The following is a 23,528-nucleotide window of genomic DNA, read 5'->3' on the forward strand; positions in this document are numbered from 1 at the left end:
TGTTCGAGCGGTCCGCCTGCCTGCCCTGTCTGAAGGGCTGAGGGGGCCTGGCCGCTGTCAGCCGCGATTGCGGCTGGCTCTCCGGTGTGCGGATCTCGCCCGGCACCGGGGAGCAGTCACATGAGACGCATCCGTTGGATGCCGTTCCCCCGCATCACACCCGCCGACCCGGGGCGGGTCCACTCGCTGATCGTCGGCGGGATGCGGGGGTTCGGGAACCAACGGCATCACCTGGTTCCTCATCTGATTCCGACGCAAGGAGCTTCGACCGATGCAGAGCTACGACTTCACGGCGGCCGGCACCGACTCCGAGCCGACCGCCGACGACATCGCCGCGATCGACGCGTCCGGGGTGCTGACCACCCTGGACGCCGAGTTCCACCACCTGATCAGCCACCCGAAGCTGGCCGCCGAACTGGCCGAGATCCGCCAGGCGCAGCCGGTGCGCACGACCGCCCTGCTCGACGGCAGCGCCCGCGCCGCCCGTGACCTCCGCATCGCGCAGCGCGCCCTGGGCACCACGGTGCGGGTGCTGGCCGTGCACAACGGGTTCACGACCGGCGCGCCGGTCCAGGCCGGAACCGAGGCCGCGTGATGGGGCCGCAGTCGGTGGAGTCCGCGTTCGCGGACGTGGCGGCGCAGATCGGCCAGGCGAACGGCAAGGCGACCGGGTTGCTACCGCTGTTCGGCGGCGCGGTGGTCGGTGTGGTGGCGCTGGCGGCGCGGCCCATGCCGCTGGTGGCGCAGGTGCTGTTGGCGTTGGCGGGAGCGTGCACGTTGGCGGCGGTGCTCGCGCTGCTGTCGGTGGTGCGCCCGCAGTTCACCCCCAGGGACGACAACGGTTTCCCGTTCGCGGCACGGTTCGCCGACCGGCCCTCCGCGCTGCTGGAAGCGTTGCAGGAGCGGCCCGGCGACGTGGCGATGGCGACGTACACGGTGCGCCTGGCGCAGATCGTGCGCAGCAAGTACGTGCGGGTGCGCACCGCAGTGGACCTGATCGTGGTGGCGCTGCTGCTGGTGGCTGTCGCCCTGACCGTGATGGCGGTGGCGTGATGACCAGGACCAAGACGAGGACGCCCGCGATTCGGCAGGCGGAGATGTTCGCGGTGTTGGCGCTGCACCTGACCCGCAACCCGGACCTGTACCCGGTCCACCTGGGCGCGGGTGGCCACCTGCAGTTGGAGTGGGTGCCCGGCGAGTTGGACGCGGTCGAGTTGTTGAAGTGGGCCGACTCGCTGAGCACGCCGGAGTTCGTCTACTCGGTGATCAGGGACGAGGCGTTCGTCTACGTGACCGGGGTCGCGGGCGGCCGGGAGCTGACCGTGTGGACGGTGGTGCGCGGCCTGGTGACCGCAGCCGGCCTGAACCCGGTGGCGCACAACAGGCCGCTGCCGGCGGACGTGTTGCGCGAGTTCGCGGACGGGTTGTGGTCGTGATGGCGGGCAAGACCTTCCCGTGGGTGCTGACTCCGTCCGTGCCGTGGGCGGACGGCCCGCAGTTCACCCGAGGTGTCCACGACGGGTTACCGCTGCTGTCCTACGGATGCGCGCCCCGCACCAGGTTGGCCACCCGCCGGCAGCTGCGGGAGATGGGGTTGCGCCCCAACGGTCAGGACCCGGTCGCGGTGCTCTATGTGCGGCACAGAAGGTCCGGCAAGGCCAACTTCGCCAGCCTCTACCTGATCGACAAGGCCGCGCCGGTCCGCCCGATGACCCGGGCCAGGTGGACCGCGCTGGCGAAGGCCAACCTGGCGCGGCGGATCTGCCCGCAGTGCGGCCGTGACCGCTTCTACGTCATCCCGCCCACGTTGGGCGCGTGCTTCGACTGCGTCGTCGCCAACGAGACCACCGAGAACGAAAGGCAGGCCGCGTGATGAGCCACTACATCCACCCCATCACCCCGTTCGACGAGAGTGTGTCAAGGCCCCGGTGGAGCGCCGAAGCGCACCGCGACGAGGCGCGGCGGCTGCTCACGCTCGCGGAGCACGACGACACCGCGAACCGTCTGGCCGCAGCCCACGTGCACGCCGTGCTGGCGCTGTCGCTGCGCCCGTTGCCGGGATCGGCGTGATGCGCCGGCGACCGTGACCCGCCGCTGGGACGGCGAGCCGGAAACCCCGGCGGACAAGCGGTTCTTCGACCTGCGCGCCACCGGCCACACCGGGCCGATCGACCAGGACGGCCACGCCGTGCCCCGACACCTGACCATCGACGACCTAAAGGGAGACGCGTGATGTTGATCCCCGACCCGGACGGCACCGCCCACGCCTGCAAGAAGGGCTGCGGCCTGACCACCGTGCTCGCCGTGATGGGCGACGGCCGCCCGGTCCGCGTGCACTGCGGCACCTTCCGCACGGCCTGCCCCGGCCAGCCGACCCGGCAGACCCCGCAGACCTGGACCCGGTTCGCCCGGCCCGCGCACGCGGCCTGACCTCGCCCGGAGGCACGTGATGTTCGGACGCAACAAAGCCCAGCAGGCCACCACGAAGCCGGCGAACGACACCAGCACCGCGACCAACACCAAGAAATGCAACCACGAGATCTACTCGGGCTACCGCGAGGGCGACTTCCTCGTGTGTTCCTGCCACGACTGCGACCACTGGTGGACCCGACGCGTAGCCGGATAGCCGACCTCGACCCGTCGACCACAACGAGTTCCGATCACGAGAGGTAACGAGGAAGTCATGGAGACCACGAACGCGAGCCTCGCCACCGACATGGTGTTGCTGGCCCCGGACGCCGCCGGGGTGTGGCACGTGCTGTTGATCGAGCGCGGCTGGGACCCGTACGCGGGCCGGTGGGCGCTGCCCGGCGGCTACGTCGAGCCGCACGAGACCTTCGCCCAGGCGGCGGTGCGGGAGTTGTTCGAGGAGACCGCCGTGCACAGCCCGGCCGGGGTCGAGCAGGTCGGGATCTACGACGCGCCGACGCGCGACCCGCGCGGCCGTGTGGTCTCGGTGGCGTTCGTCGCCGTGCTGAGCCGGCCGGTCCCCGCGCAGGGCGGCGACGACGCGCGCACCGCCCTGTGGTGGTCGCTGGCCGAGGTGTTCGACCCCGCCTCGCCGCTGCCGCTGGCGTTCGACCACGCCCGCATCCTCACCGACGCCGTCGCGGTGGCCGGAGTCCGCTACCGCCCCTGACTTCGCCCGGACCGGCGGCCCACTCCCGCCACAGGAACTGCCACCGGTCCGGTCCACCCCAACACCGCCCCCACCCAGGGGCGGGTCAGGAGAGACCAAGCATGTCCGACAACGCTGCCCACCACCAACCGCCGACGGTGCACCTGGTGTCGTTCGGCTACCTGCACGGCGAACCGCCCGCCGCCGACATCGTCGTGGACCTCCGCCGGGTGCTGCGCGACCCCGCCCGCATCCGGGACGGCGGCCTGCTCGACCTGGACGGCCGCCACCCCGTGGTGCGCGACGCCGTCATGACCACCCCTGGGGCGTTGAGCCTGGCGGCCGGTGTGTTCCTCGCCGCCGTGGCGCTACACGAGGCCGGCAAACCCGTGACGGTCGGGTTCGGCTGCGCGGGCGGGCGGCACCGCTCCGTGGCGCTGGCCGAACACATCGCCGTGTTGATGCTGGCCGACGGCTTCGGCGACCCGATCCCCGTGCGGGTGGACCACCTGCACGTCCACCTGCCGCGCGTGCTGCGCGACGGCGACGACACCCCGGGGGGCGGGCGATGAGCGCTGTTCCCGCCCCGGTCCTGCTGCTGATGGCCGGGCTTGCCGTCGCCGGGCTGATCGTGTTGTGGAAGGTGCTGCTCACCGCCGGCCTGATCGGGCTGACGCAGTGGGTGGTGATCACCCAGACCGACAGCCCCACCGCCGCGCTGATCGTCTTCGGGCTGCCCGCCCTGGCGTTGGCGTTGGTGCTGCGCCGCTCCATCCCGCCCCACCGTTTCCCGCGTCGTCCCGCCGGTCCCCGGTTGCGACCGACCCGTGAGGGGGTCGTCCGGTGACCGGTGTGTCCATGCCGGCGGGGCTGCCCGCAGTGGCGCGGGAGTTCGCCGAATCCCTGCGCGCCCACGGGTTCGACCCTGAGCGCGCGGCCGACCGGCAGGTCATGTGCCTGGCCGAGGAAGTCGGTGAGTTCGTGGGTGCCTACCGCCGGTTCACCGGGCAGGCCCGTCGGACCGGCACCGCCGAGGAAGTACGCGACGAACTGGCCGATGTGGTGCTCGCGGCGTTTGTCGCCGCGTACGAGCTGGGCATCGACCTGGCCGCCGCGATCGAGGACAAGACCCACACCATCCGCGCCCGAGGTTGGAGGACCCGATGAGCACGTGGCAGGAGGAACGTCGCGCGAACCGTGCCGCCGAGGCCGCGATCCGGCGGGCGGACAAGGACGCCGAAGCCCAACGGCGTCGGGCCGACCAGGCGGCGGCGGTCCAGCTGCGGCAGGAGCGGGCCGACACCGCCCGGGACCGCCGTGTCCGGGCGGTCAAGGCTGCGGGGGCCTGGGTGCGGTCGAACGTGCTGGAACTGCTGTTCGTTCCGGTGATCGTGGTTCCGGCCGTGCTGGCGTGGACGGCGATGGCCGCCTACGGGCAGGAGGTGTTCGGCCCGGCCGGCGTGTTGCTGCCGCTGTTCTCCGAGGGCGCGATGTGGACGTTCGCGTTCGCCGTGCCGATGGCGCAGCGCGCCGGCCGCTCCACCGGCTGGCTGCACCTGGGCGTGTGGGTGTTCGCGGCCGTGGCCGCGATCCTGAACTACGTCCACGGCCAGACCGTCGCCCACGGCGTGGTCATGGCCCTGGTGTCGGTGGGCGGGGTCGTGGTCCACCAACTCATCACCGCCTCCCCGCTGGGCCGCCGCCCGACCCGGGCCGAACGCGACCACGCCCGACTCCAGCGCCTGGCCGCGCGGCGGGTGGTCGCGGTGCGGCGCGCCGCCGTGCGGCAGGCCGCCGCCGCGCTGGCCGCCGACGGCACCGCCACCCTCGTGCACGCCCCCGGCGTGGTGCGGCTGCGCCGCCGCGTGCTGGGCCGCGCGCGGCTGGTGCCCGCCGTCGTGGCCGGGCTGCCCGTCGCCGGCGGTGCCGGCGACAGCATCGCCGAGCAGATCGCGGCGGAGATCGGCGAGTACCTGGGCGCGCTGCCCGCGCCGCGCCCCACCGCCGACGCCGCCGACGACCGGCCCGGGACGGGCGCGGAGATCGGCGCGCGGCCGGCGGGAACAGCGGAAACCGACACCGCGCCGACCGACCCGAAGATCACGCGCTACAGCGCGCGGGTGCGGGCCGCGATCGACGGCGAACGGCTTCCCGCCGACCCGTCCCGCAAGCAGGTGCAGCGGTTCCTGCGCTGCCGCGCCGAGGACGCCGCCGCCGTGCACCGCGTCCTGTTCCCCGCCCACCCGGACAACGGCCCCGACGACGACGGCCCCCGTGAGGAGGTGACCGCATGACCACGCCCCACCCCCACCACGACCGCGACCACGACGACCCGCGCGGCGGGACCGGTGTGCGCGACAACGTCGTGCCGCTGCGCCCCGCGCCGCCCGCCGCAGGGACGCAGATCGAGCCCGCCCCGCCCGTGGTCGAAGGCGAGTTGCTGACCGAGGAGGAGTCGGCGGCGCTGGACCGCCGGCTGGCGGCGCAGCGGGCCGAGCGGCTGCGCGCGGCGGCGGGCACGGTCGCGCGGGTGGTGCGCACCGGTGCCACCCACGACCGGACCCGCCGGGCCGGGCGCGCGGTGGTGCGCAACGCCCTCTACGTGCCGGCCGGCGCGGGCGTGGTGGGCCGCCAGGTGTGGGAGGCCCACACCACCGCCCGCTACCAGCGGATGATGCGCGCGGCCGAAGCCGCCGGGGACTTCGCGGCGGTGGCGGAGTGGGAGGAGCGGCAGGCCCGGTTCGTCGCCGAACGGCACCGCCGGATCATGACGTGGCTGGCCGCCCCGGTGCACGTGGTCAAGGCCGTGCTGGTGGTGCTGGTCGCGCTGGTCGGTGTGCTGGTGCTCACCGGCCTGGTGCTGGCGGTCGACAGCGGGGACCTGGCCGCGTTCCTGACCCCGTTCGCCACCACGTTCGCGGTGCTGTCCGGGGTGGTGTCGGTGATCGACGCGGTGTGGGGGCCGTTGACCACGGTGGCCCCGTTCGCCGCGCTGGCGTGGCTGTGGCATGTGGGCCGCACCCGCACCACCCCTCCCGCGTGGGTCGCCGCGCACCGGCCGGAGGACCGCGCGGACGTGCCGATCACCCCGTCGGTCCTGGTGACCGCGCTGCGGGACCTGGGCGTGTCCAAGCTGACCAAGGAAATCAAGGCGATGGGCGACGCCGGCGCGGGGATGCTCGGGCTGATCCGCATCGCCGGGTGCGGTGTCGAGGTGGACGTCACCCTGCCCTCGGGGGTGTCCACCCACGACATCACCGGCAAGCGACGACGCCTGGCGGAGAACCTCTACCGGCACGAACACGAGCTGTTCATCACCATCCCGCCGGCCGCGCGCACGGTGCGGCTGTGGATCGCCGACCCGGGCGCGCTGGACGAACCGATCGGCCCGTCCCCGCTGGTCACCGACCCCACGACGACCGCCGACATGTACACCGGCCGCGCCCCGTGGGGCCAGGACCTGCGCGGCGACGCCATGGCGTTGTCGCTGCTGCAACGGCACCTGCTGATCACCGGCCTGTCCAACCAGGGCAAGACCGCCGCGCTGCGCGCCCTGGCGCTGTGGCTGGCCCTGGACGCCACGGTGGAGTTCCGCATCGCCGACCTGAAGGGCATCGGCGACTGGCACATGTTCGCCGACCTGGCCACGGTCCTGATCGAAGGCCCGACCGACCCCGACGCCTGCGCCGCGACGCACATGCTCGAAGCCGGCGTGGAGGAGATGGAACGTCGCCTGGCCGCCGTGGACCCCGAGACCCACAAGAACGGCGTCACCCGCGACCTCGCGCGCGCCGGCCAAGGGTTCCACCCCCTGGTGCTGATCGTGGACGAAGCCCAGCAGGCGTTCATGAACCCCGCCATCGGCGAGGACAAGCGGCCCTACGGCGGACAGACCAACAAGAGCCGCTACTTCATGGCCGCCCGCAAAATCCACAACCAGGGCCGGGCGGTCAACGTCACCCTGTGGCAGGGCACCCAGAACCCCACCGACCAGAACCTGCCCAAGCTCGTCCGCGAGGGCGCGCACATCCGCGCCTCCCTCGTCGTGGGCACCGAGAGCGAGGCCCGCATGGCGTTGGGGGACAAGGCCGTCAACGCCGGCGCGGCACCGCAGGAACTGCGCCAGGGACTGGACAAGGGAACCCTGCTCGTCGCCGGCGACGGCGTCCCGCTGCCCCCGCAACAGGCCGCCATCACCGTGCGGACCCACTTCATCGACGGAGAGGACGCCACCGCCATCGCCGACCGCGCCAAGACCCTGCGCACCCGGCACACCGCCACCGACACCACCCCGGCACCCGCACGCGACCTGCTCGCCGACGTGGAACAGGTCATGGGCGAGGAAGTCCGCGTGCTCACCGAAGTGGTACGTCAGCGCCTAGCCGAACTGGACGCCGTCACCTACGAAGGCATGACCGCCGAAGACCTCACCCAAGGTCTCGCCCTCGACGGCGTCGAGCCCTACAAGTACAACGGCCGCAAGCACCTCAGGCTCGCCGAAGTCCGCGACGCGCTCACCGTCCGTGACAACCAGCCCGGCGAGTGACCCGGGGAGCGAGCTGGGGAGGCCGCCTCGGGCTGGGGAGTGCTCCCCAACCCCCTCCCCAGCCGCGCTCCCCAAACTCCACCAGCACGAACACCGTCTTGGGGACCCAGGGACCCCGGTAGCCGCGACCTGCTGAAACACCGGGAAGAAACCACTTCCGCGCGGGTGGCCACGCGTCCCCAGGCGATGACGCACACCCAGAATCAACTACAGAAAGTGATGGAGGCGACCGTGTCGAAGCAGATCATGCACCTGGGCAACCGCAGTTGGTGGGACGGCACCCTCAAGACCCTCTGCGGTCTGACCATCCCGGACGGAGGGGCCGAGAAGGTCTGGTTCCCCTCCCTGTCCAGGCACACGCCGTGCCCGACCTGCGAAGCCGTCCACCAGCGGACCAGCCGGTAGAGAGGGCTGGTCATGGCCAAGAACGCCCAGGACGACGGCCTGATCCACGTCGAAGTGTCCCGCAGTTGGTGGGACGGCCACTCCAAGACCGCGTGCGGCCGGCGCATCGAGAAAGCCGAGACGGTCTGGACCTGGTGGACCGACCGGAAGTGGTGCACCACCTGCAAGGCCTACGACAAGGCCAAACGCACGTAACCGCACCTCACAGCAGGGACGTGACATGTGCCGAACAGGCGGACGCCGCTGCGACGGCAGCAACCACACCAGCCGCTCCACCCAAAACACCCGCAAACGCGTCTCCCGCGCCCGCAAAGCCCTACGCGAAGCCAAAGCCGGCGGTGACCAGGACGCCATCACCCGGGCACGGCAACGCCTCGCCACCGCCCGCGCCGCCCACCAGGAGGCCAGGAACGCCATGCGCCACAACGACAACACCCCAGACCAGGATAGGGACGTGACCCCGGACAACGGCCCGGACGTCCACACGAACCGGCCGTCCACACACGACACCGACCGATCCGGACCGGGCACCGTGCGCGTGGTCAACAACCACGTCAGCCACATCAGCGGCAACGCCACCGTCTACCAAGCCGACGTGATCCACGGACCGCTCGTGTTCGACGCAGGCCCGGCCGGGGACGTGACCACCGAACCCGCACCGCGCACGACCCGCCCGGGCGGCTCCGGACGCGTGCGCGTGCAGGCCGGGCTGATCTTCGGCGGCGTCCACGGCGCAGACGACGACGTGGACGTGACCGCCGCGAACATCCGGCACGACCCCGACACCGACTGACAACTTCGGCGCACCCCAGCGCCGGGGCGGCAGGAGGACCGGACCGGCGAAGAGGCGTAGCCGGCCAACCTCCAACCCAAGTGCCTTCGGACTCTTCCCGGGGTCCGGGGGTCCGCTGACATCACAGCAGCCCGCGTCGGGGACGTGACCACCACACCGTCCCCGGCGCGGGACCCACCAGACATGACCGTCCACAACAGACGGAGGCTTCGCCATGCCCTTATCCGCGATCAAGGCCGCCACGCACGCGCGAGGGGTGGCGTGAGCACGCTGAGGGTCGGTGGCCTGTTCGAGGGCTACGGCGGCTTGACCGCCGCCATCCGCGCCGTGCTGGGCGGCCGGCCCGCCTGGTTCTGTGAGAACGACCCGGGCGCGTCCGCCGTGCTGGCGCACAACCAACCCGAGGTGCCCAACCTCGGGGACATCACCCGCGTGGACTGGGACACCGTGCCGGGCGTGGACGTGCTCGCCGGCGGGCCGCCCTGCCAAGACCTCAGCCTCGCCGGGGCAGGCGCGGGTCTGCGGCGGGGCACCCGGTCCGGACTGTGGTTCCACATGGCCGACGCCATCGCCGCGCTGCGCCCGCGCCTGGTCGTCATCGAAAACGTGAGGGGACTGCTCAGCCGTGAAGCCGATAGCGACGTGGAACCCTGCCCGTGGTGTCTGGGAGACCGAGCAGACGTCCCTGCTCTGCGGGCACTCGGAGCCGTACTCGGCGACCTGGCCGGCCTCGGGTACGACGCGCGGTGGTGTGGCCTACGCGCATCCGACGTCGGCGCGCCACACGAACGGTTCCGGATCTTCGTCGTTGCTGCCCACGCCGACAGCGGCGGATTCGGACCGCTCCAGCGCGACGTACGTGAGGGGGAACCCGACCCTGGTGGGCGCGTTGTTGCCGACACCGACCGCGTCCGACGCCAACGGCCCCGGCCTGCACGGGACCGGAGCGGCGGACCTGCGCACCACCGTCCGGATGCTGCCGACGCCGACCGCACGCGACGGCAAGGGGCCGAACCAGCGCGGGGACGCGACGTGCCTGCACGGGGCGCTGCTGTCCAGTGGGGAGCCTACGAACCCGCAGTCCGCCGCTGGGAAACCGTGCTAGGGCGACCCGCGCCCGCACCCAGCGTCCTCGGACGCAAGGGCAACGCGGTGCTCAACCCGGTGTTCGTGGAATGGCTCATGGGCCTCGACCAGGGGCACGTCACCGCCGTACCCGGCCTGTCGCGCACCCAACAGCTCCGCATCCTCGGCAACGGCGTCGTGCCGCAACAGGGCGCTGCGGCCCTGCGCCGACTACTGCACCGCGAACACAACGCCGTCCCGCAGGCGGCATGACCACGGCCGGCCAGGCGGCCCGCACGGCTTCGCCCAAGCCGCGCCACGTCCACCGGCACCACGTTGCTGATCACTGCCCGGATCGGAGGGATCGACCATGTCCACAAACTCTGTTGCCGACCGCGCGGCCGGTGCGGCCCGGTGGGTGGCGGCCCGTCTGGGCTGGCAGGTGCTGCCGCTGCACCCGGACACCAAGCGGCCCCTGGCGGGCTGCCCGGACTGCCGGGGCAGCGGGCACACCGCCGCGCAGTGCCGCTGCCTGGCCCGCCGTGCGGGCGCGTTGTGCCACGGGGTCTGGGCGGCCAGCAACGACCCCACCGTGGTCGACCGGTGGGCGACCCGGTGGCGCACCGGGGTGTGGGCGGTGCACCTGGGCGTGTCCGGCCTGCTGTGCGTGGACCTGGACGTCCACGGCGGCACCCCGCCCGCCCAGCCGCTCAACGGCGTCCCGTGGCCCGACGGCGAGCCGCTACCGGTGGACGGCATCGGGACCTTCGCGATGCTGGCCGGGCTGCGGGACGCCCCGGTGGACCCTGGGACCCTGTCCACCGAGACCCCCTCGGGCGGGCTGCACCTGCTCTACACCGCCCAGCCGGGCCGGTGGAAGTCCAGCACCGGCCGGGTCCGCGACGGCGACGACACCGTGCGCACCGGGCTGGGCTGGCAGATCGACATCAAGGCCCACGGCGGCTACGTCATCCTGCCCGGCTCGACCACCGCCGCCGGCACCTACCGGCGCGCCTCCGCGACCGTCACACCCGCGCCGCTGCCGGGCTGGCTCGCCGCAGACTTGGCCCGCACCGGCCACGACAAACACGCCACCGCGCCCAGGCCGCCGGCACCCCAGGTCACGGTCACCGCACGCGGCGACGAGCGGCAGGCCCGCTACGCGGCGGGGGCGCTGCGGTCCGCGTGTGCCGAGATCGCCGCGATGCCGCCGGACTCGGGCCGCAACCGCAAGCTGTTCCGCTCCGCCTCAAGGCTGGCCGGGATGGTCGAGGCCGGGTGGATCGACCGGGACCAGGTGGAGACCGCGCTGGCCGAGGCCGCCGCACACGCCGCACTCCCGGCCGGGGAGATCCGCTACGCGATCGCGTCCGGCTTCCGCAACACCCGGCCCGCGCCAGAGCACAGGAGCGCTTCATGACCATCGCCGCCGACCCGACCGCCGACGCGCCCGCAACGGACACCGCGCCCGCCGACAGGTTGGCCATCCGGATCGGCGGCGAAGCCGACACCATCCGCGTGCTCACCGCCGCCGTCGCCGAAGGCGCACTGCCGGACGTGTTCGTCTCCGGCGGCCAACTGGTCCACCTGTCCCGCGTCTCCGGCGCGGCCGACCCCGGCGACCAGCAGCCCACCGCGCTCCCGGTCCGGGCCGACCCGGTCACCGCCCCGGCGCTGGCGTTCCTGCTCGCCCACCACACCTACGTCCACCGGCTCAAGAAGGACAAGGAGACCGGCGAACTGGCCGAAGTGGAGGCCAGCCCCACCAAGACCGCGCTGTCGGCGGTGCTGTCCTCCCGCTACTGGCCCGGCGTGCGCCCGCTGGCCGGCATCGTCGGCTCACCCGTGCTGCGCCCGGACGGCACCCTGCTCCACACCACCGGCTACGACCCCGCCACCAGCCTCTACTACGCGCCCACCACACCCATGCCGCCGATCCCCGCCGTCCCCACCGGGGACCAGGTCGAGCAGGCCCGGGAATTCGTGCTGGGCAGCCTGCTGCGGGACTTCCCGTTCGTCGCCCCGGCAGACCGGGCCAACCACCTGGCCTTGTTGTTCGCGCCGATCCTGCGGCCCTACCTCGGGTGCCTCACCCCGTTCGGCCTGATCTCCGCCACCACCCAGTCCAGCGGAAAAACCCTGCTCGCCGAGATCCCCGGCTACCTCTACGGCAGCAAAAACCTGGTCTGGCGCAAAGGCGACGACTCCGAGCTGGAGAAATCCATCACCAGCGCCCTGCACAGCCCCGCACCGATCATGCTGTGGGACAACATCGCCGAAGGCAGCGTGGTGTCCTCCGCAGTCCTCGCGCAGCTGCTCACCTCACCGCAGTGGTCCGCCCGGATGCTCGGGTCCTCCGGCGCCGGGTTCACCGCCGTCAACGACAGGCTGTGGCTGGCCACTGGCAACAACATCCGCCTGGGCGGGGACATGGCCACCCGCACCGTGCTGGTCCGACTCGACCCCAACGACCCCCACCCCGACCAGCGCGACCAGTCCCGCTTCGGCATCCCCCATCTCGACAGTTGGCTCAAACACCCCGCCAACCGCGTCACCGTGCTGCGACACCTGCTGATCCTGGTCATGGACTGGATCAACGCCGGGGCACCGCGCAGCGGCCACACCATGCGGCAGTTCACCAGCTGGGCACAGGCCGCCGGCGGACTGCTCGCCCACCACGGCATTGACGGGTTCCTGGACAACCTCGCCGACATGCGCGAGGCAGACGACGAAGATGCCGAATGGGTCGCGTTCCTCGCACGCTGGCACGAACTCAACCACGACCGACCGGTCACCAGCCGCCACCTTCGGCAGCAAGCCGAAATCGACATCGTCAACGGCGCGCCAGTCGACCAATGGGAAGGAGCATTCCTCACCGACGACCAAGGCCGCATCCCCTCAACCAAATCCATCGGCCGCATCCTCACGGGACACATCGGCCGCTGGCACGGCGACTACGTACTCCGATCCGCCATGGACACCCACGCCAAAGCCCGCGTCTTCTGGACCGAAACCCGCACTACCTGCGAACAGGCCACCGACGAAGCCGGAGACCACCACTCAGCCGAGGGACAACACGACCTCTGGCAGTAGCACCACGGCCCGGCCGGCGGCCCCGACCAGTCCCGACGCGGACCTGCCGGCGGGTCTGCGGGTTTGGCCCGACCCCTCGCGGGTTTGCTGCGGGTTTGACCTGAACCCAAACCCGCGCCACATCACCGCAGGTCAGACGGCCTGCGCGGCCGGATCGGCGGGTTTGCGGGTTTGACACGTCGTCCCCCGCACCCGCACAGCACCAACGCACGTACCGACCTCGGGAGGTAACTCCAGTGAGCAGGCAACAGGGGAACCGGTCCACGAGTTCACCAGGAGGGCCGGTCTACTACCGTCCCACCGAAGTGGCGAGGATGCTCCGCTGCTCCGAGTGGTGGGTTAAAGAACAGGCGCGCAAACGCCGAATCCCGTTCAGTTGGATCGGGGGCAGCTATCTGTTCACGATGGAGCACATAAGCGAAATCGTAGCCCTCTTTGAACAGCGACCCGGGCCGCCTACTGCGGCCCCGGCGACGACCGAGAATGTCCGTTCTGCCCGGACACTCAAGGCGATCGCAGGGCAGTCAGTCGCTCGCCTCACTGCGCGCACGCCACGTCGCGCACAGGTAGCACGCGGAACATCAGCAGCTTGACGACCAGGATGCCCCGTCACCGCGCGACCAGGTGACGGGGCATCTGCCTGAAGCGGGGGAATCGTGGGATATGCGGAGAAACGTGGAAACTACTGGCGTGGCCGGTACAAGATCGGGCCGGGGAAGTACGGGACGGTCTCCGATGCGGACGGCGTAACGATCCGCTTCGACAAGAAGCGAGATGCCGAGAACGCCGCCGACGAAGCTGAGGCGGCGATCCGTAATGGTAAATGGCGCGATCCTTCGGCTGGTGGCATCACCTTCGGGCAGTACGTACGCCGATGGTATGCGGCGCAGGATCTTGCCGCATCAACGATGCAGAACTACCGGAGGCACATCGAAGAGCATCTTCTGCCAGTGTTCGAAGAGACGGCGCTGCGCGACATCCTGGCGGCCGACGTGAATACCTGGGAGAAGCAGGAGAGGGAAGTGGGATACGCCGAATCCAGCATCAAGACCTGGCGTGGGACTCTCCACCTGATCCTGGCCGATGCCGTCGAAGAGGGTTTGATTGACACTAACCCTGCGGCACGGCGTCGTGGCCGGGGCAAGAGGTCCGGGCGTTCGAAGAACCGTGGCCCCGAGAAGGCTGTGACGACAGCGCTGGGAATTCTACTCATCGCCGAACGCGCAGCCCTCCTGTCGGGCCGTGACGATGAGTTTGTTGCAATTGTGACCAAAGGGTTCACCGGAATGCGTTGGGGCGAACTCGTCGGCCTCGAAGAGGACTACGTGCGATCGGCCAGCATTCGAGTGGAGTGGCAGCTTTACGAACTGGACACCGGAGAGCTTCACCGATGCCCTCCGAAGGACGACTCGCACCGCACGATCGACATACCGCCGTGGCATTCGGAGCTATTGATTGCGCACCTGGCGCACAACGGCCGGCAGAAGGCGTGTTCCTGTCACGGTCGGAACTACGTGTTCAGCGGGCACCGGGCCGCCAACGGTGCCGTACGCCAGGTCGGCGCGAAGCTGCTCGACGTCGCCCGGCTTGCTGGCGTTTCCACCGGGACCGTGTCGGCGGTCCTCAACCGCCCGGAAACGGTCCGGGAGGCAACACGCCAACTCGTGGAAGCGGCCATCTCCGAGCTGGGTTACGTGCGTGGCGGTGCGTCGGGTGTGCTCGCGGCTCACTGGCGTAGGAACGGGTTCGCTACCTGGCTCTTCCAACCGGCCGTCACCGGCTGGTATCCCCGGAAAGCGCCCTCACCGGCACGCCCGGTGCCGCTCATCGGCAACCCGTGGCCCGGCATCCCGGTACGCGGCCGAAACGCCGCAGGCCGGGCTGACGCGTGCTGGCTGCCGATCGCCAAGGGGCTGACGCCGCACGGCCTGCGGCACACGCACCGGACGCTCCTGGTGGAGCTGGGGGTGCCAGAGAAGCTGATCGACGACCGTATCGGGCACGAGGACGGCTCTGTACAGGGTCGGTACACCCACGTAACGGCACTCATGCGGGAACGGCTCATGGAGGACCTGACAAGGCTGTGGGAGGCCGCCCTGGACGCTAGGCGGGAGATGTGCCCGACTTCGCCCGTTCAAGCCCTGGACTGGCTGCTCCGGGCGGACTGAGCGGGGGAGCCGGCTGGGAGAAGAAAACCATGATCTTCTCCCAGATTTCTCCCCAAATGGGGCGGAACACGAGTCAGGCCCGGTCCACATCTTCCGTGGACCGGGCCTGACCTGCATTGACCGGCGTCGGGGTGACAGGATTTGAACCTGCGACCTCTTCGTCCCGAACGAAGCGCGCTACCAAACTGCGCCACACCCCGGTCTCGCCCGGCCCCCGCGGGAACCGAACGAGGAGAACTCTACCTGACGTTCCCACCCACTCCGAACCGGGTATCCCTTTCCGCCACCGACCCGGCCTGACCAGCGTCGAAGGGACGCGGCACCAGGGTCAGCAGGCTGGCCTCCGGCGGGCAGGCGAAGCGGACCGGCGCGTACGGGGACGTGCCGAGGCCGGCGGAGACGTTGAGCCACATGTGCGCGCCCCAACGGGAGACGCCGCGGGCGCGCGAGCGGTCCAGGTCGCAGTTGGTCACGATCGCGCCGTAGCCGGGCAGGCGGAGTTGGCCGCCGTGGGTGTGGCCGGCCAGGACCAGGTCGTAGCCGTCGGCCGCGAACGGGTCCAGCACGCGCGGCTCGGGGGAGTGGGTCACGCCCAGGCGCAGCGCCGCGTCCGGGACCGGGCCCGCGATGTCGGCGTACCGGTCGCGCTTGAGGTGCGGGTCGTCCAGGCCCGCGGCGAACACGGTCTGGCCCGCGACCTCGAACGTCCGGCGCTCGTGGGTCAGGTCCAGCCAGCCCCGTTCGACCATCGCGGCCCGCAGGTCGCGCCACGGCAGCGGGATGCCGTGGATGCGCTTGGTCTTCGCCGACGGCAGCAGGTAGCGGGCCGGGTTCTTGGGGCGCGGCGCGTAGTAGTCGTTGCTGCCGAACACGAAGACGCCCGGGCGGTTGAGCAGGGGGCCGAGCGCGCGGATCACGGCGGGGACGGCCTGCTTGTGCGCGAGGTTGTCGCCGGTGTTCACGACGAGGTCGGGTTCGAGGTCGTCCAGCGCGGCGACCCAGCGCTGCTTGGACTTCTGGCCCGGCATCATGTGCAGGTCCGAGATGTGCAGGACCCGCAGCGGCGCGGAGCCGGGCGCGAGGACCGGCACGGTGGCCTGGCGCAGGGTCCAGTGCCTGCGCTCGATGCCCGCCGCGTAGGCGAGCGTGGCCGTGCCGAGGGCGGTCGTGGCGAGCAGCGTGCGGCCGAGCGTGTTCACGTCTTCGAGGGTAGGGGGTTGACCGGTTCGGGGCGCACGCCGGTGCCCGGTAACGTTTGCCCACATGGCGGAGCTGAAGGCGCGGTTGCAGGCGGATCTGACGGCGGCGATCAAGAACCGGGAGACGGTCCGGGCGGGTGCGCTGCGGATGACCCTGGCCGCGATCACCACCGAGGAGGTCTCCGGCAAGGCCGCGCGCGAGCTGTCCGACGACGAGGTGCTGAAGGTCATCACCCGCGAGGTCAAGAAGCGCCGGGAGGCGGCCGAGGCGTTCGCCGGCGCGGGGCGGACCGAGCAGGCCGAGCTGGAGCGCTCGGAGTCCGCGGTGCTGGAGGACTACCTGCCCGCGCAGCTGTCCGACGACGAACTGGCGGCGATCGTGGCCGAGGCCGTCGCGGAGGTCGAGGCGCAGGTGGGCGCGGCTCCGGGCCCGAAGCAGATGGGCCAGGTCATCAAGGCCGCCAACGCGAAGGTCGCGGGGCGCGCGGAGGGCGGCCGGGTGGCGGCGGCGGTGAAGGCCAAGCTGAGCTGAGGGCTTGACCCTGAAGGCTTGAACGCACGAGCCGCCCGCCACGCGAAGTGCCGGGCGGCTCGCTGCATTCGGTCTTCGGGTTCGCGGCGTCCGGGCTCCGGTTCGCGTCGCGTGCCGGTCTACAGCTCCCGGTTGGGCGTTCACCGCCGGCCCGCGGGCCTGGGCTCGACGCTGACCCCGCAACCCTGGGTTCCGCGCCGGCCCGCAGTCCTGGTTTCGCCACCGAGCGCTGGTGTCCGGCCTCCGGTTCGGCGTGCGTCCGCCGGCCCCCGATTCGCGTTCAGCGCCGGCCTTCGGGCCCCGGATTCGCGTTGAGCGCCGGCCTCCGGCCCCGATTCCATTGTCCCACGGGGGTACGACAATCCCGCTTCAAGCGCCCCGGGGCTCATTTTCCCACGCGGGTACGACAATCCGGATTGGAGCGCCCCGGGGCTCATTCTCCCACCGCGGTACGACAATCCCGAGTGGAGCGCCCCGGGGCTCATTGTCCCAGGCGGGTATGACGATCCAGCGTGCGCGGCGCTATCAGCCCGGTGGATCAGTTGGCAGGGTTATCTGCGGTGGGTCGGTTGGTCTGCCGTTGCCCGGTGGCTGTGGGTCGCCGGGTGCGGGTGGGTTCTGGGTGCTTGTTTCCGTCGGCGCCGGCGGTGGGACGTAACCGGTCGACACCAGCAAGGTCACCACGGTCCCACGCAGTGCCGAACCCCGGGGCGTCTGGCCGACGACGGTTCCCTTGGGCTGCTGGGAGTTCCGGTTCGACACGGTCACCTTGTAACCGGCCTCCTCCAGGATCCTGGTGGCGTCGTTGACGTTGCGCCCGACCACCTCCGGGATCTGGATCTCCTTGCCGCCCTTGCGGTAGCGCTCCTCCACCGGGGGCAGTTCGCTGCGCGGCAGTCCTTCGTGGACCTTCGTCATGGTCTCGAACCACGTCCGCGCGGGCACGGTGCCGCCGTAGATGTCGCCCCCGCCGCACAGCCTCGGCGGGCCGCCGTTCACGCAGATGCCGCGCGGGCTGGTGCCGTCGTTGAACGTCTGCACGGCACCGGCGAAGTCCGGGGTCGCGCCGATGAACGCCGCCGACTTGTACTCCTCCGTGGTCCCCGTCTTGCCGATCACCGGCCGGTCCCACTTCACGCTCTTGGCCGCCGCCGCCGCGGTGCCCTGGCCCTGGTCGTCCTTGCTCAGCCCGACCGCCAGGCCGTTCGCCAGACCCTCGGCCACGACCTGCTCGCACGGCGCCTCGTTCACCGGCACCTGCTTGCCGTTGCGGTCGGTCACCTTCCCGATCGGCGACGGCGGGCACCACACGCCGCCGCTGATGATCGTCGCCGCCACGTTCGCCAGCTCCAGCGTGCTCACCGGCGCGGGCGACAGGGTGAACGACGCGTTGCCGCCGTTGGCCTTGTAGAACTCCGTCTGCGACACCCGCAGCCCCTGCTCCTTGGCCTTCGGGTTGGGCCGCTCGCCCGCGAGGTTGGTCGCCATCGTCTCGCGCATGCCCAGCCGGGACGCCATGTCCACCACCGGGTCCATGCCCAGCTGCTCCTCCAGGATCACGAACCCGGTGTTCGGCGAGGTCTGCAACGCGGTCTGGAGGTTCATCTGCGACGGGTAGTTCGACGACGCGTTGCCCAGGCAGTACCACCGGGTGCCGGGCTCGCCGGTGGGCGGGCACTTGTCGCCGCCGCCCTTGAACACCCGCGACACGTGCGAGTTCGGCGTGGCCATCATGTTCTCGATGCCCATGCCCTTCTCCAGGGCCGCCGCCGCGGTGAACACCTTGTAAACAGATCCGGCGCCGAACTTGTTCTCCACCCCGGACGGCAGGTCGTAGGTGGTCTGGAACTGGTCCGCCTTAAGGCCGTAGTCCCGGTTCGCGACCAGCGCCAGCACCTCGTGCCGCTCGCGGCCCGGCCGCACGATGGCCATGGTGTTCGCGATGCCCTCGGTGTCCTTCGCGACCTGCGCCTCGGCCGCGGCCTTGGCGTGCGAGGTGATCGTGCGGTCCAAGGTGGTCTGGATGGTGTAGCCGCCGGTCTTCAGCTGTTCGAGGCTGAAACCGTTGCGCTGCAAGTAGGTCACCACGTACGAGCAGAAGAAGCCGTTCTCCGGCCCGGCGCCGACGCACCCGTTGGGCGGGGTGCGCACGGGCGTCGCGAGGCCCAGCGGCTCCTTCTTCGCGGCCTCGGCGGCGTCCTTGGAGAGCTTGTCGTTCTCGACCATCTTGTCGATCACCTGGTTGCGCCGCTCCAGCGCCTTCTCCGGGAACGCCTCCGGGTTGAGCGCGGACGGGCTGTTGACCATGCCCGCGAGCACCGCCGCCTGCGGCACGGTCAGCGCGTCCGGCGTGGTGTTGAAGTACGCCTGGGACGCCGCCGCGATGCCGTAGATCGTCGAACCGAACGGTACGACGTTCAGGTAGCGCGCGAGGATTTCCTCCTTGCCGAGCTTGCGCTCCAGTTGCAAGGAGATGCGCGCTTCACGCGCTTTGCGCGCAATGGTTTGCTCCTGCGCCCGCTGCGCCTCGACCTGGTTGTTCCGCGCCACCACGTGCACGAGGTAGTTCTTCACGTACTGCTGCGTGAGCGTGGAAGCACCCTGCGTGACCGCGCCGCTGACCTGGTTGGTGAACCCGGCCCGGATCGTGCCCCGCCAGTCGACGCCCTGGTGCTCGTAGAACCGCCGGTCCTCCACGGAGACCAGCGCGGCCTTCATCGTGGGCGAGATCTTCTCGGGCGGGACGAGCACGCGGTACTGGTCGTAGAGGTACGCGATCGGCGCACCGTCCTTGTCCGTGATCGTCGTGATCAGCGGCGGGTCGGTGGTCACCAGGTCGGCGGAGATGCTGTCGACCGTGTCGGACGCTCTGTTGGACACCAGGCCCAACGAGCCCACGACGGGGAACATCATGCCCGCGAGGAGCACCCCCGCGAGCAGACACAGGCCGAGCAGTTTGAGCACGCCGTTCCTGGCCCTCATGCAGGTCAGGTTACCCAGGTCACGTCCAGGTGAGACGGGTCGCGGGGCATTCATTACCCAGGATGAGTACGAGTACTCAAGACAGGTAACAGGTGGGCAACCCAGGGTTGGAGGTGGAACCGGAAGGCTCTACAGTCCGTCACTGTCCAAGACAGCAGCCGATGGCACGACCACTCGATGGTGAGCCTACGGCATCCGCGGCAGGGGTGTGGCGGATTTCTGAAGAGTCTGGGCACTGTGTGAACTGAGGTGGGGGTTATGCAACAGGGGGATTGGCGGATCAAGGCTTCGTGCCGTGATGAAGAGCCGGACCAGCTCTTCGTCCGGGGTGCGGAGCAGCGCAAGGCCAAGGTGGTGTGCCTGGGGTGCCCGGTGCGCACCGAGTGCCTTGCCGAAGCCCTGGACAACCGGATCGAGTTCGGCGTCTGGGGCGGCATGACGGAACGGGAGCGTCGCGCGCTCTTGCGCCGGCGGCCCGACGTCACGTCGTGGCACGAACTCCTGGACACCGCGCGCCAGGAGCACCGGGAAGCCAAGGTCGGGTAGTCACTCGCCCGCGAGCCGCCGGCCGATCTCGTGCAGGCCGTCGAGGTCGTGCACGTCGGTCGGCAGCGCGGGTACCCCGACCAGGGGAACAGCCGGGTGCGCGCGGGTGAACCGCGCCAGCAGTCGCCGCTCCCGATCGGCGACCGCCACGCGGTCCGCGTGCACCCGCAAGACCGCAGCCGCGAGGGGGGCGTCACCCGAACGCTCCAGCTTCTCCGCCGCGGCCAGCGCGCCCGGTGCCGGGAGGGATGCCAGCACCGGGTGCGTGCGGTTGGCCACCAGGCCGTTGATCGGCATGTCCTCCGCGGACAGGCGTTCCACGAAGTAGCTGGCTTCCCGCAGCGCGTCCGGCTCGGCCGCCGCGACCACCAGGAACCCCGTACCGGGTGAGCGCAGCAGGTCGTAGGTGGCCTGGGCGCGCTGCCGGAAGCCGCCGAACATGCTGTCGAAGGCCTGCACGAACGTGGACGCGTCGTGCAGCAGCTGGCCGCCGACGATGGTCGACACGGCCTTGGTGAACAAGCCGAACCCGGCCCCGACGATCTTGCGCAGGCCCAGGCCGCCGGCCCGCGCGGGCGCGGACAGCAGCCGGATCAGCTTGCCGTCCAGCACGGTGGACAGGCGCTGCGGCGCGTCCAGGAAGTCCAGGGCGCTGCGGCTGGGCGGGGTGTCGACGACGATGAGGTCCCACTCGTCGCGGGCCACCAGCTGGCCCAGCTTCTCCATCGCCATGTACTCCTGCGTGCCGGAGAACGACGTGGAGATCGTCTGGTAGAAGGGGTTGGCCAGGATCTGCTCGGCCCGCTCCCGGCCCGCGTGCTGCCACACCATGTCGTCGAACGTGCGGCGCATGTCCAGCATCATCGCGTGCAGTTCACCCTTCGGGGTGAACCCGTCGACCTTGACCTCGCGCGGGTGGTTGTCCAGCTCGCGCAGGCCCAGCGACTGCGCCAGCCGGCGCGCCGGGTCGATGGTGAGCACGACCGCGCGGCGGCCCCGTTCGGCGGCCCGCACGGCCAGCGCCGCGGCCGTGGTGGTCTTGCCGACCCCGCCGGAGCCGCAGCACACCAGGACCCGGGTCGCCGGGTCGTCCAGCAGCGCGTCCACGTCCAGCCGGTTCACCGCACACCCCGCGCGACCAGCACCTCGGCCAGCTCGTACAACGCGGCCACGTCCACCCCGTCGGTCAGCTCGGGCAGCTCGACCGACGGCAGGTCGGCCTCCGCGAGCAGCTCGTTGGCCTGCTGTTCCATCCGCACCCGCGCCGCGTGCTCGACGGTCTGGTCGACCAGGCCGTGCAGCACGTCCTCGTCCACGTCCAGACCGGCGGCTTCCAGACCGGCGCGCAGGCGGGCCTCGTCCACCCTGCCCTCGGCGGCGCCGGCCAGGGAGCGGGCCGGCAGCCGGGGCGGCCGGACCCGGTTGACGAACACCGCGCCGGGCCGCAGGTCCGCGGCGTCCAGCTCGGCGACCGCGTCGAGGGTCTCGCGCACCGGCATCTCCTCCAGCAGGGCGACCAGGTGGACGGCCGTGTCACCGGAGTGCAGCAGCTTCACCACGCCCTCGCTCTGCCCCTTGATCGGGCCCACTTTGGCCAGGTCCGCCATGGCCCGGGTGACGTCGAGGAACCGCACCACCCGGCCGGTGGGCGGCGCGTCCAGCACGACCGCGTCGTACTCGTGCCGACCCGTCCTGCCGGCGCGCCGCACGCACTCCTTCACCTTGCCGGTGAGCAGCACGTCCCGCAGCCCGGGGGCGAGCGTGGTGGCGAACTCGATCGCGCCCATGCGGCGCAGCGTCCGCCCCGCGAACCCCAGGTTGTAGAACATGTCGAGGTACTCGAGCAGCGCCGCCTCGGGGTCGACGGCCAGCGCGCGCACCTCGCCGCCGCCGGGTGCGGACGCGATCCGCTCCTCGGCGTAGGGCAGCGGCGCCCGGTCGAAGAGCTGGGCGATGCCCTGCCGGTTCTCGACCTCGACGAGCAGCACCCGCCGCCCGCCGGTGGCCAGGGCCAGCGCCAGGGCGGCGGCGACGGTCGTCTTGCCCGTGCCGCCCTTCCCCGTGACGACGTGCAGCCGGGCGCGGGTGAGCTCGTCGGTCCAGCCGTTCACCGGATCAGCGTATGCGCGTCCTGCTGAGAACCGCCTGGCACGGTCAGTCCATCAGCGTGATGAAGGCCACCGCCATGGCGGTCGCGGCGACGGTGCCCCAGGCCGCCACGGACGGCAGCCAGTACGCGATGAGCACCGCCACGAGCCCGACGACGGCGAGCCCGATCAGGCCGGCCCGCCACACGTCGGCGCCCCGGGCGTGCTTGCGGTCCCGCGCCTGCGCCATCGCGACGAGCACGAGCACGAGACCGCCCACCACGAAGGCGCCCGTCGCCACGATCCGCCAGGTCTCCACTCGATCAAGGTAGCGCCGAACCGCCTGGTTGGGCAGGGTTCACCCACACGAGGGTGGTGGTGATGTCATGTCCCTCCTCGAAGTACTTCAGGGAGTTGACCGCGCCGGGGGTGAGCATCCGGAACTCACCCGACACCGCGGCCACCTCGGCGTGGTCCTCGAACTCCATTCCCCATGCGGCGACCCACTGCTCCTCGTCGTCGCTCTGCACCACGGCGAACAGCCGCGGCGCCAACCCGCTGACGTCGAACGCGCTCACGCGGCCCCCTCGCCGTTCGCGTCCGGCGGCAGGTCCACCACGATGAACCCCCGCTCCTCCGCCCACTCGGCCGCGTGTCGCCCGATGGTGAGCAGCAACTGGGCCAACTTCCCGGCCCAAGCCTCGATAGGCTCGGTGTACTCGGTCGTGCTCATCCCGGTCGACTCGTCCATGACCCGGGCGATGAACCTCTTGCACTCGTCCAAAGCCCGCCCACACCCCGCCGCGATCTCCAACTCGTCCCGGTCCATCCACCCCACCTGTTGATCCCCGAAGCGCCGGGAGGACGCATCGTTCGTCCTGGCGACATAACGATACCGCGCGGTGCCAAGATTCCAGTCGAATCGATCGGGTGGTTCTGGTGGTCACCGGGCTCGTTGGGCGGACCTGAAGCGGTGGGGTGCGCGGTCCGGCTA

At 71.1% G+C, this 23,528-nt stretch carries 31 protein-coding genes, 1 tRNA gene and 1 pseudogene; 25 read left to right on the forward strand and 8 right to left on the reverse strand.

What is annotated here, in order from left to right; all coding sequences use genetic code 11:
* Positions 1 to 271: 271 nt before the first annotated feature.
* The 23 genes and pseudogenes from RIN75_RS03550 (at position 272) to RIN75_RS03660 (ending at position 15,188) form a co-directional block, all read left to right on the forward strand.
* Complete coding sequence (locus RIN75_RS03550; protein WP_309110268.1) at positions 272 to 595, forward strand: hypothetical protein; 324 nt, start codon at positions 272 to 274, stop codon at positions 593 to 595.
* On the forward strand, positions 595 to 1,053 hold the full coding sequence (locus RIN75_RS03555) for a Pycsar system effector family protein (RefSeq protein WP_309110269.1): 459 nt from the start codon (positions 595 to 597) through the stop codon (positions 1,051 to 1,053). Before RIN75_RS03550 ends, RIN75_RS03555 begins: the two co-directional genes overlap by 1 nt.
* Entirely contained in the window at positions 1,053 to 1,436 is a 384-nt protein-coding gene (locus RIN75_RS03560) for a hypothetical protein (protein ID WP_309110270.1), read from the forward strand. Before RIN75_RS03555 ends, RIN75_RS03560 begins: the two co-directional genes overlap by 1 nt.
* On the forward strand, positions 1,436 to 1,873 hold the full coding sequence (locus RIN75_RS03565; protein WP_309110271.1) for an RRQRL motif-containing zinc-binding protein: 438 nt from the start codon (positions 1,436 to 1,438) through the stop codon (positions 1,871 to 1,873). Before RIN75_RS03560 ends, RIN75_RS03565 begins: the two co-directional genes overlap by 1 nt.
* A complete protein-coding gene (locus tag RIN75_RS03570) occupies positions 1,873 to 2,070 on the forward strand; it encodes a hypothetical protein (protein ID WP_309110272.1) in 198 nt (65 codons plus the stop codon). Before RIN75_RS03565 ends, RIN75_RS03570 begins: the two co-directional genes overlap by 1 nt.
* A 13-nt stretch (positions 2,071 to 2,083) precedes the next feature.
* Positions 2,084 to 2,233 (forward strand): hypothetical protein, encoded by a 150-nt coding sequence (locus RIN75_RS03575; RefSeq protein ID WP_309110273.1) that lies wholly within the window; start codon positions 2,084 to 2,086, stop codon positions 2,231 to 2,233.
* Positions 2,233 to 2,430 (forward strand): hypothetical protein, encoded by a 198-nt coding sequence (locus RIN75_RS03580; RefSeq protein WP_309110274.1) that lies wholly within the window; start codon positions 2,233 to 2,235, stop codon positions 2,428 to 2,430. Before RIN75_RS03575 ends, RIN75_RS03580 begins: the two co-directional genes overlap by 1 nt.
* A gap of 19 nt (positions 2,431 to 2,449) precedes the next feature.
* Positions 2,450 to 2,626: a hypothetical protein gene (locus tag RIN75_RS03585; protein WP_309110275.1), complete on the forward strand. Its 177-nt coding sequence runs from the start codon at positions 2,450 to 2,452 to the stop codon at positions 2,624 to 2,626.
* Positions 2,627 to 2,683: 57 nt separating this feature from the next.
* Positions 2,684 to 3,139, forward strand: coding sequence for an NUDIX hydrolase (locus RIN75_RS03590; RefSeq protein WP_309110276.1), 456 nt, complete (start codon positions 2,684 to 2,686; stop codon positions 3,137 to 3,139).
* Between the two features lie 101 nt (positions 3,140 to 3,240).
* Positions 3,241 to 3,690, forward strand: coding sequence for an RNase adapter RapZ (locus RIN75_RS03595; RefSeq protein ID WP_309110277.1), 450 nt, complete (start codon positions 3,241 to 3,243; stop codon positions 3,688 to 3,690).
* Positions 3,687 to 3,965 carry a hypothetical protein gene (locus RIN75_RS03600; protein WP_309110278.1) on the forward strand — a complete coding sequence of 93 codons (279 nt, stop codon included), beginning with the start codon at positions 3,687 to 3,689 and terminating at the stop codon, positions 3,963 to 3,965. Before RIN75_RS03595 ends, RIN75_RS03600 begins: the two co-directional genes overlap by 4 nt.
* On the forward strand, positions 3,962 to 4,285 hold the full coding sequence (locus RIN75_RS03605) for a MazG nucleotide pyrophosphohydrolase domain-containing protein (protein WP_309110279.1): 324 nt from the start codon (positions 3,962 to 3,964) through the stop codon (positions 4,283 to 4,285). Before RIN75_RS03600 ends, RIN75_RS03605 begins: the two co-directional genes overlap by 4 nt.
* On the forward strand, positions 4,282 to 5,412 hold the full coding sequence (locus tag RIN75_RS03610) for a DUF2637 domain-containing protein (RefSeq protein ID WP_309110280.1): 1,131 nt from the start codon (positions 4,282 to 4,284) through the stop codon (positions 5,410 to 5,412). The genes RIN75_RS03605 and RIN75_RS03610 overlap by 4 nt, the downstream gene beginning before the upstream one ends.
* Positions 5,409 to 7,664: an FtsK/SpoIIIE domain-containing protein gene (locus tag RIN75_RS03615; protein WP_309110281.1), complete on the forward strand. Its 2,256-nt coding sequence runs from the start codon at positions 5,409 to 5,411 to the stop codon at positions 7,662 to 7,664. The genes RIN75_RS03610 and RIN75_RS03615 overlap by 4 nt, the downstream gene beginning before the upstream one ends.
* A gap of 231 nt (positions 7,665 to 7,895) precedes the next feature.
* Positions 7,896 to 8,069, forward strand: coding sequence for a hypothetical protein (locus RIN75_RS03620; protein WP_309110282.1), 174 nt, complete (start codon positions 7,896 to 7,898; stop codon positions 8,067 to 8,069).
* Positions 8,070 to 8,081: 12 nt separating this feature from the next.
* Complete coding sequence (locus RIN75_RS03625; protein ID WP_309110283.1) at positions 8,082 to 8,264, forward strand: hypothetical protein; 183 nt, start codon at positions 8,082 to 8,084, stop codon at positions 8,262 to 8,264.
* A gap of 25 nt (positions 8,265 to 8,289) precedes the next feature.
* Positions 8,290 to 8,862: a hypothetical protein gene (locus RIN75_RS03630; protein WP_309110284.1), complete on the forward strand. Its 573-nt coding sequence runs from the start codon at positions 8,290 to 8,292 to the stop codon at positions 8,860 to 8,862.
* 183 nt (positions 8,863 to 9,045) lie between these two features.
* Positions 9,046 to 9,630: pseudogene (locus RIN75_RS43970) on the forward strand (DNA cytosine methyltransferase); the annotation flags it as partial.
* A 330-nt stretch (positions 9,631 to 9,960) separates the two neighbouring features.
* Entirely contained in the window at positions 9,961 to 10,200 is a 240-nt protein-coding gene (locus tag RIN75_RS03645) for a hypothetical protein (RefSeq protein ID WP_309110287.1), read from the forward strand.
* 97 nt (positions 10,201 to 10,297) lie between these two features.
* Entirely contained in the window at positions 10,298 to 11,347 is a 1,050-nt protein-coding gene (locus tag RIN75_RS03650) for a bifunctional DNA primase/polymerase (protein WP_309110288.1), read from the forward strand.
* The gene (locus RIN75_RS03655; protein ID WP_309110289.1) at positions 11,344 to 13,020 is read left to right on the forward strand and encodes a hypothetical protein; all 1,677 of its coding nucleotides are present in this window, start codon (positions 11,344 to 11,346) and stop codon (positions 13,018 to 13,020) included. Before RIN75_RS03650 ends, RIN75_RS03655 begins: the two co-directional genes overlap by 4 nt.
* Before the next feature lie 236 nt (positions 13,021 to 13,256).
* Positions 13,257 to 13,613 (forward strand): helix-turn-helix domain-containing protein, encoded by a 357-nt coding sequence (locus RIN75_RS43975; protein ID WP_375295899.1) that lies wholly within the window; start codon positions 13,257 to 13,259, stop codon positions 13,611 to 13,613.
* A 63-nt stretch (positions 13,614 to 13,676) separates the two neighbouring features.
* Entirely contained in the window at positions 13,677 to 15,188 is a 1,512-nt protein-coding gene (locus RIN75_RS03660) for a LacI family DNA-binding transcriptional regulator (protein WP_309110290.1), read from the forward strand.
* 126 nt (positions 15,189 to 15,314) lie between these two features.
* Here RIN75_RS03660 and RIN75_RS03665 read toward each other — a convergent pair.
* Positions 15,315 to 15,388: transfer RNA gene (locus RIN75_RS03665), tRNA-Pro, on the reverse strand.
* Between the two features lie 39 nt (positions 15,389 to 15,427).
* On the reverse strand, positions 15,428 to 16,387 hold the full coding sequence (locus RIN75_RS03670) for a metallophosphoesterase (RefSeq protein ID WP_309110291.1): 960 nt from the start codon (positions 16,385 to 16,387) through the stop codon (positions 15,428 to 15,430).
* Between the two features lie 64 nt (positions 16,388 to 16,451).
* On the opposite strand from RIN75_RS03670, the gene RIN75_RS03675 reads away from it, so the two are divergent.
* A complete protein-coding gene (locus tag RIN75_RS03675; protein WP_309110292.1) occupies positions 16,452 to 16,919 on the forward strand; it encodes a GatB/YqeY domain-containing protein in 468 nt (155 codons plus the stop codon).
* 525 nt (positions 16,920 to 17,444) lie between these two features.
* On the opposite strand, the gene RIN75_RS03680 is transcribed toward RIN75_RS03675, so the two are convergent.
* Complete coding sequence (locus tag RIN75_RS03680; RefSeq protein WP_309110293.1) at positions 17,445 to 19,901, reverse strand: transglycosylase domain-containing protein; 2,457 nt, start codon at positions 19,899 to 19,901, stop codon at positions 17,445 to 17,447.
* A 258-nt stretch (positions 19,902 to 20,159) separates the two neighbouring features.
* Between RIN75_RS03680 and RIN75_RS03685 the strand changes: the two genes are divergently transcribed.
* A complete protein-coding gene (locus RIN75_RS03685; protein WP_121223621.1) occupies positions 20,160 to 20,447 on the forward strand; it encodes a WhiB family transcriptional regulator in 288 nt (95 codons plus the stop codon).
* Here the strand turns inward: RIN75_RS03685 and RIN75_RS03690 are convergent, their stop codons facing one another.
* The 5 genes from RIN75_RS03690 to RIN75_RS03710 are packed head-to-tail and all read right to left on the reverse strand — an operon-like array spanning position 20,448 to position 23,363.
* On the reverse strand, positions 20,448 to 21,569 hold the full coding sequence (locus RIN75_RS03690) for an ArsA-related P-loop ATPase (RefSeq protein ID WP_309110294.1): 1,122 nt from the start codon (positions 21,567 to 21,569) through the stop codon (positions 20,448 to 20,450). It lies immediately after the preceding gene.
* Entirely contained in the window at positions 21,566 to 22,558 is a 993-nt protein-coding gene (locus tag RIN75_RS03695) for an ArsA-related P-loop ATPase (protein WP_309110295.1), read from the reverse strand. Before RIN75_RS03695 ends, RIN75_RS03690 begins: the two co-directional genes overlap by 4 nt.
* Before the next feature lie 43 nt (positions 22,559 to 22,601).
* Positions 22,602 to 22,853 (reverse strand): hypothetical protein, encoded by a 252-nt coding sequence (locus RIN75_RS03700; protein WP_309110296.1) that lies wholly within the window; start codon positions 22,851 to 22,853, stop codon positions 22,602 to 22,604.
* 4 nt (positions 22,854 to 22,857) lie between these two features.
* Positions 22,858 to 23,112: a hypothetical protein gene (locus RIN75_RS03705; protein ID WP_309110297.1), complete on the reverse strand. Its 255-nt coding sequence runs from the start codon at positions 23,110 to 23,112 to the stop codon at positions 22,858 to 22,860.
* Positions 23,109 to 23,363, reverse strand: coding sequence for a hypothetical protein (locus tag RIN75_RS03710; protein WP_309110298.1), 255 nt, complete (start codon positions 23,361 to 23,363; stop codon positions 23,109 to 23,111). The genes RIN75_RS03705 and RIN75_RS03710 overlap by 4 nt, the downstream gene beginning before the upstream one ends.
* Between the last annotated feature and the right edge of the window lie 165 nt (positions 23,364 to 23,528).

It is taken from the genome of Saccharothrix sp., from assembly GCF_031180885.1.
Classification (GTDB): domain Bacteria; phylum Actinomycetota; class Actinomycetes; order Mycobacteriales; family Pseudonocardiaceae; genus Actinosynnema.

Bases quoted from the DNA above. Each gene is read 5' to 3' on its own strand.
- RIN75_RS03675 (WP_309110292.1), top strand. From the start codon at position 16,452: ATGGCGGAGCTGAAGGCGCGGTTGCAGGCGGATCTGACGGCGGCGATC.
- RIN75_RS03595 (WP_309110277.1), top strand. From the start codon at position 3,241: ATGTCCGACAACGCTGCCCACCACCAACCGCCGACGGTGCACCTGGTG.
- RIN75_RS03580 (WP_309110274.1), top strand. From the start codon at position 2,233: ATGTTGATCCCCGACCCGGACGGCACCGCCCACGCCTGCAAGAAGGGC.
- RIN75_RS03650 (WP_309110288.1), top strand. From the start codon at position 10,298: ATGTCCACAAACTCTGTTGCCGACCGCGCGGCCGGTGCGGCCCGGTGG.
- RIN75_RS03585 (WP_309110275.1), top strand. From the start codon at position 2,450: ATGTTCGGACGCAACAAAGCCCAGCAGGCCACCACGAAGCCGGCGAAC.
- RIN75_RS03590 (WP_309110276.1), top strand. From the start codon at position 2,684: ATGGAGACCACGAACGCGAGCCTCGCCACCGACATGGTGTTGCTGGCC.
- RIN75_RS03600 (WP_309110278.1), top strand. From the start codon at position 3,687: ATGAGCGCTGTTCCCGCCCCGGTCCTGCTGCTGATGGCCGGGCTTGCC.
- RIN75_RS03680 (WP_309110293.1), bottom strand. From the start codon at position 19,901: ATGAGGGCCAGGAACGGCGTGCTCAAACTGCTCGGCCTGTGTCTGCTC.
- RIN75_RS03555 (WP_309110269.1), top strand. From the start codon at position 595: ATGGGGCCGCAGTCGGTGGAGTCCGCGTTCGCGGACGTGGCGGCGCAG.
- RIN75_RS03655 (WP_309110289.1), top strand. From the start codon at position 11,344: ATGACCATCGCCGCCGACCCGACCGCCGACGCGCCCGCAACGGACACC.
- RIN75_RS03610 (WP_309110280.1), top strand. From the start codon at position 4,282: ATGAGCACGTGGCAGGAGGAACGTCGCGCGAACCGTGCCGCCGAGGCC.
- RIN75_RS03710 (WP_309110298.1), bottom strand. From the start codon at position 23,363: ATGGACCGGGACGAGTTGGAGATCGCGGCGGGGTGTGGGCGGGCTTTG.
- RIN75_RS03570 (WP_309110272.1), top strand. From the start codon at position 1,873: ATGAGCCACTACATCCACCCCATCACCCCGTTCGACGAGAGTGTGTCA.
- RIN75_RS03550 (WP_309110268.1), top strand. From the start codon at position 272: ATGCAGAGCTACGACTTCACGGCGGCCGGCACCGACTCCGAGCCGACC.
- RIN75_RS03685 (WP_121223621.1), top strand. From the start codon at position 20,160: ATGCAACAGGGGGATTGGCGGATCAAGGCTTCGTGCCGTGATGAAGAG.
- RIN75_RS03560 (WP_309110270.1), top strand. From the start codon at position 1,053: ATGACCAGGACCAAGACGAGGACGCCCGCGATTCGGCAGGCGGAGATG.
- RIN75_RS03625 (WP_309110283.1), top strand. From the start codon at position 8,082: ATGGCCAAGAACGCCCAGGACGACGGCCTGATCCACGTCGAAGTGTCC.
- RIN75_RS03615 (WP_309110281.1), top strand. From the start codon at position 5,409: ATGACCACGCCCCACCCCCACCACGACCGCGACCACGACGACCCGCGC.
- RIN75_RS03630 (WP_309110284.1), top strand. From the start codon at position 8,290: ATGTGCCGAACAGGCGGACGCCGCTGCGACGGCAGCAACCACACCAGC.
- RIN75_RS03565 (WP_309110271.1), top strand. From the start codon at position 1,436: ATGGCGGGCAAGACCTTCCCGTGGGTGCTGACTCCGTCCGTGCCGTGG.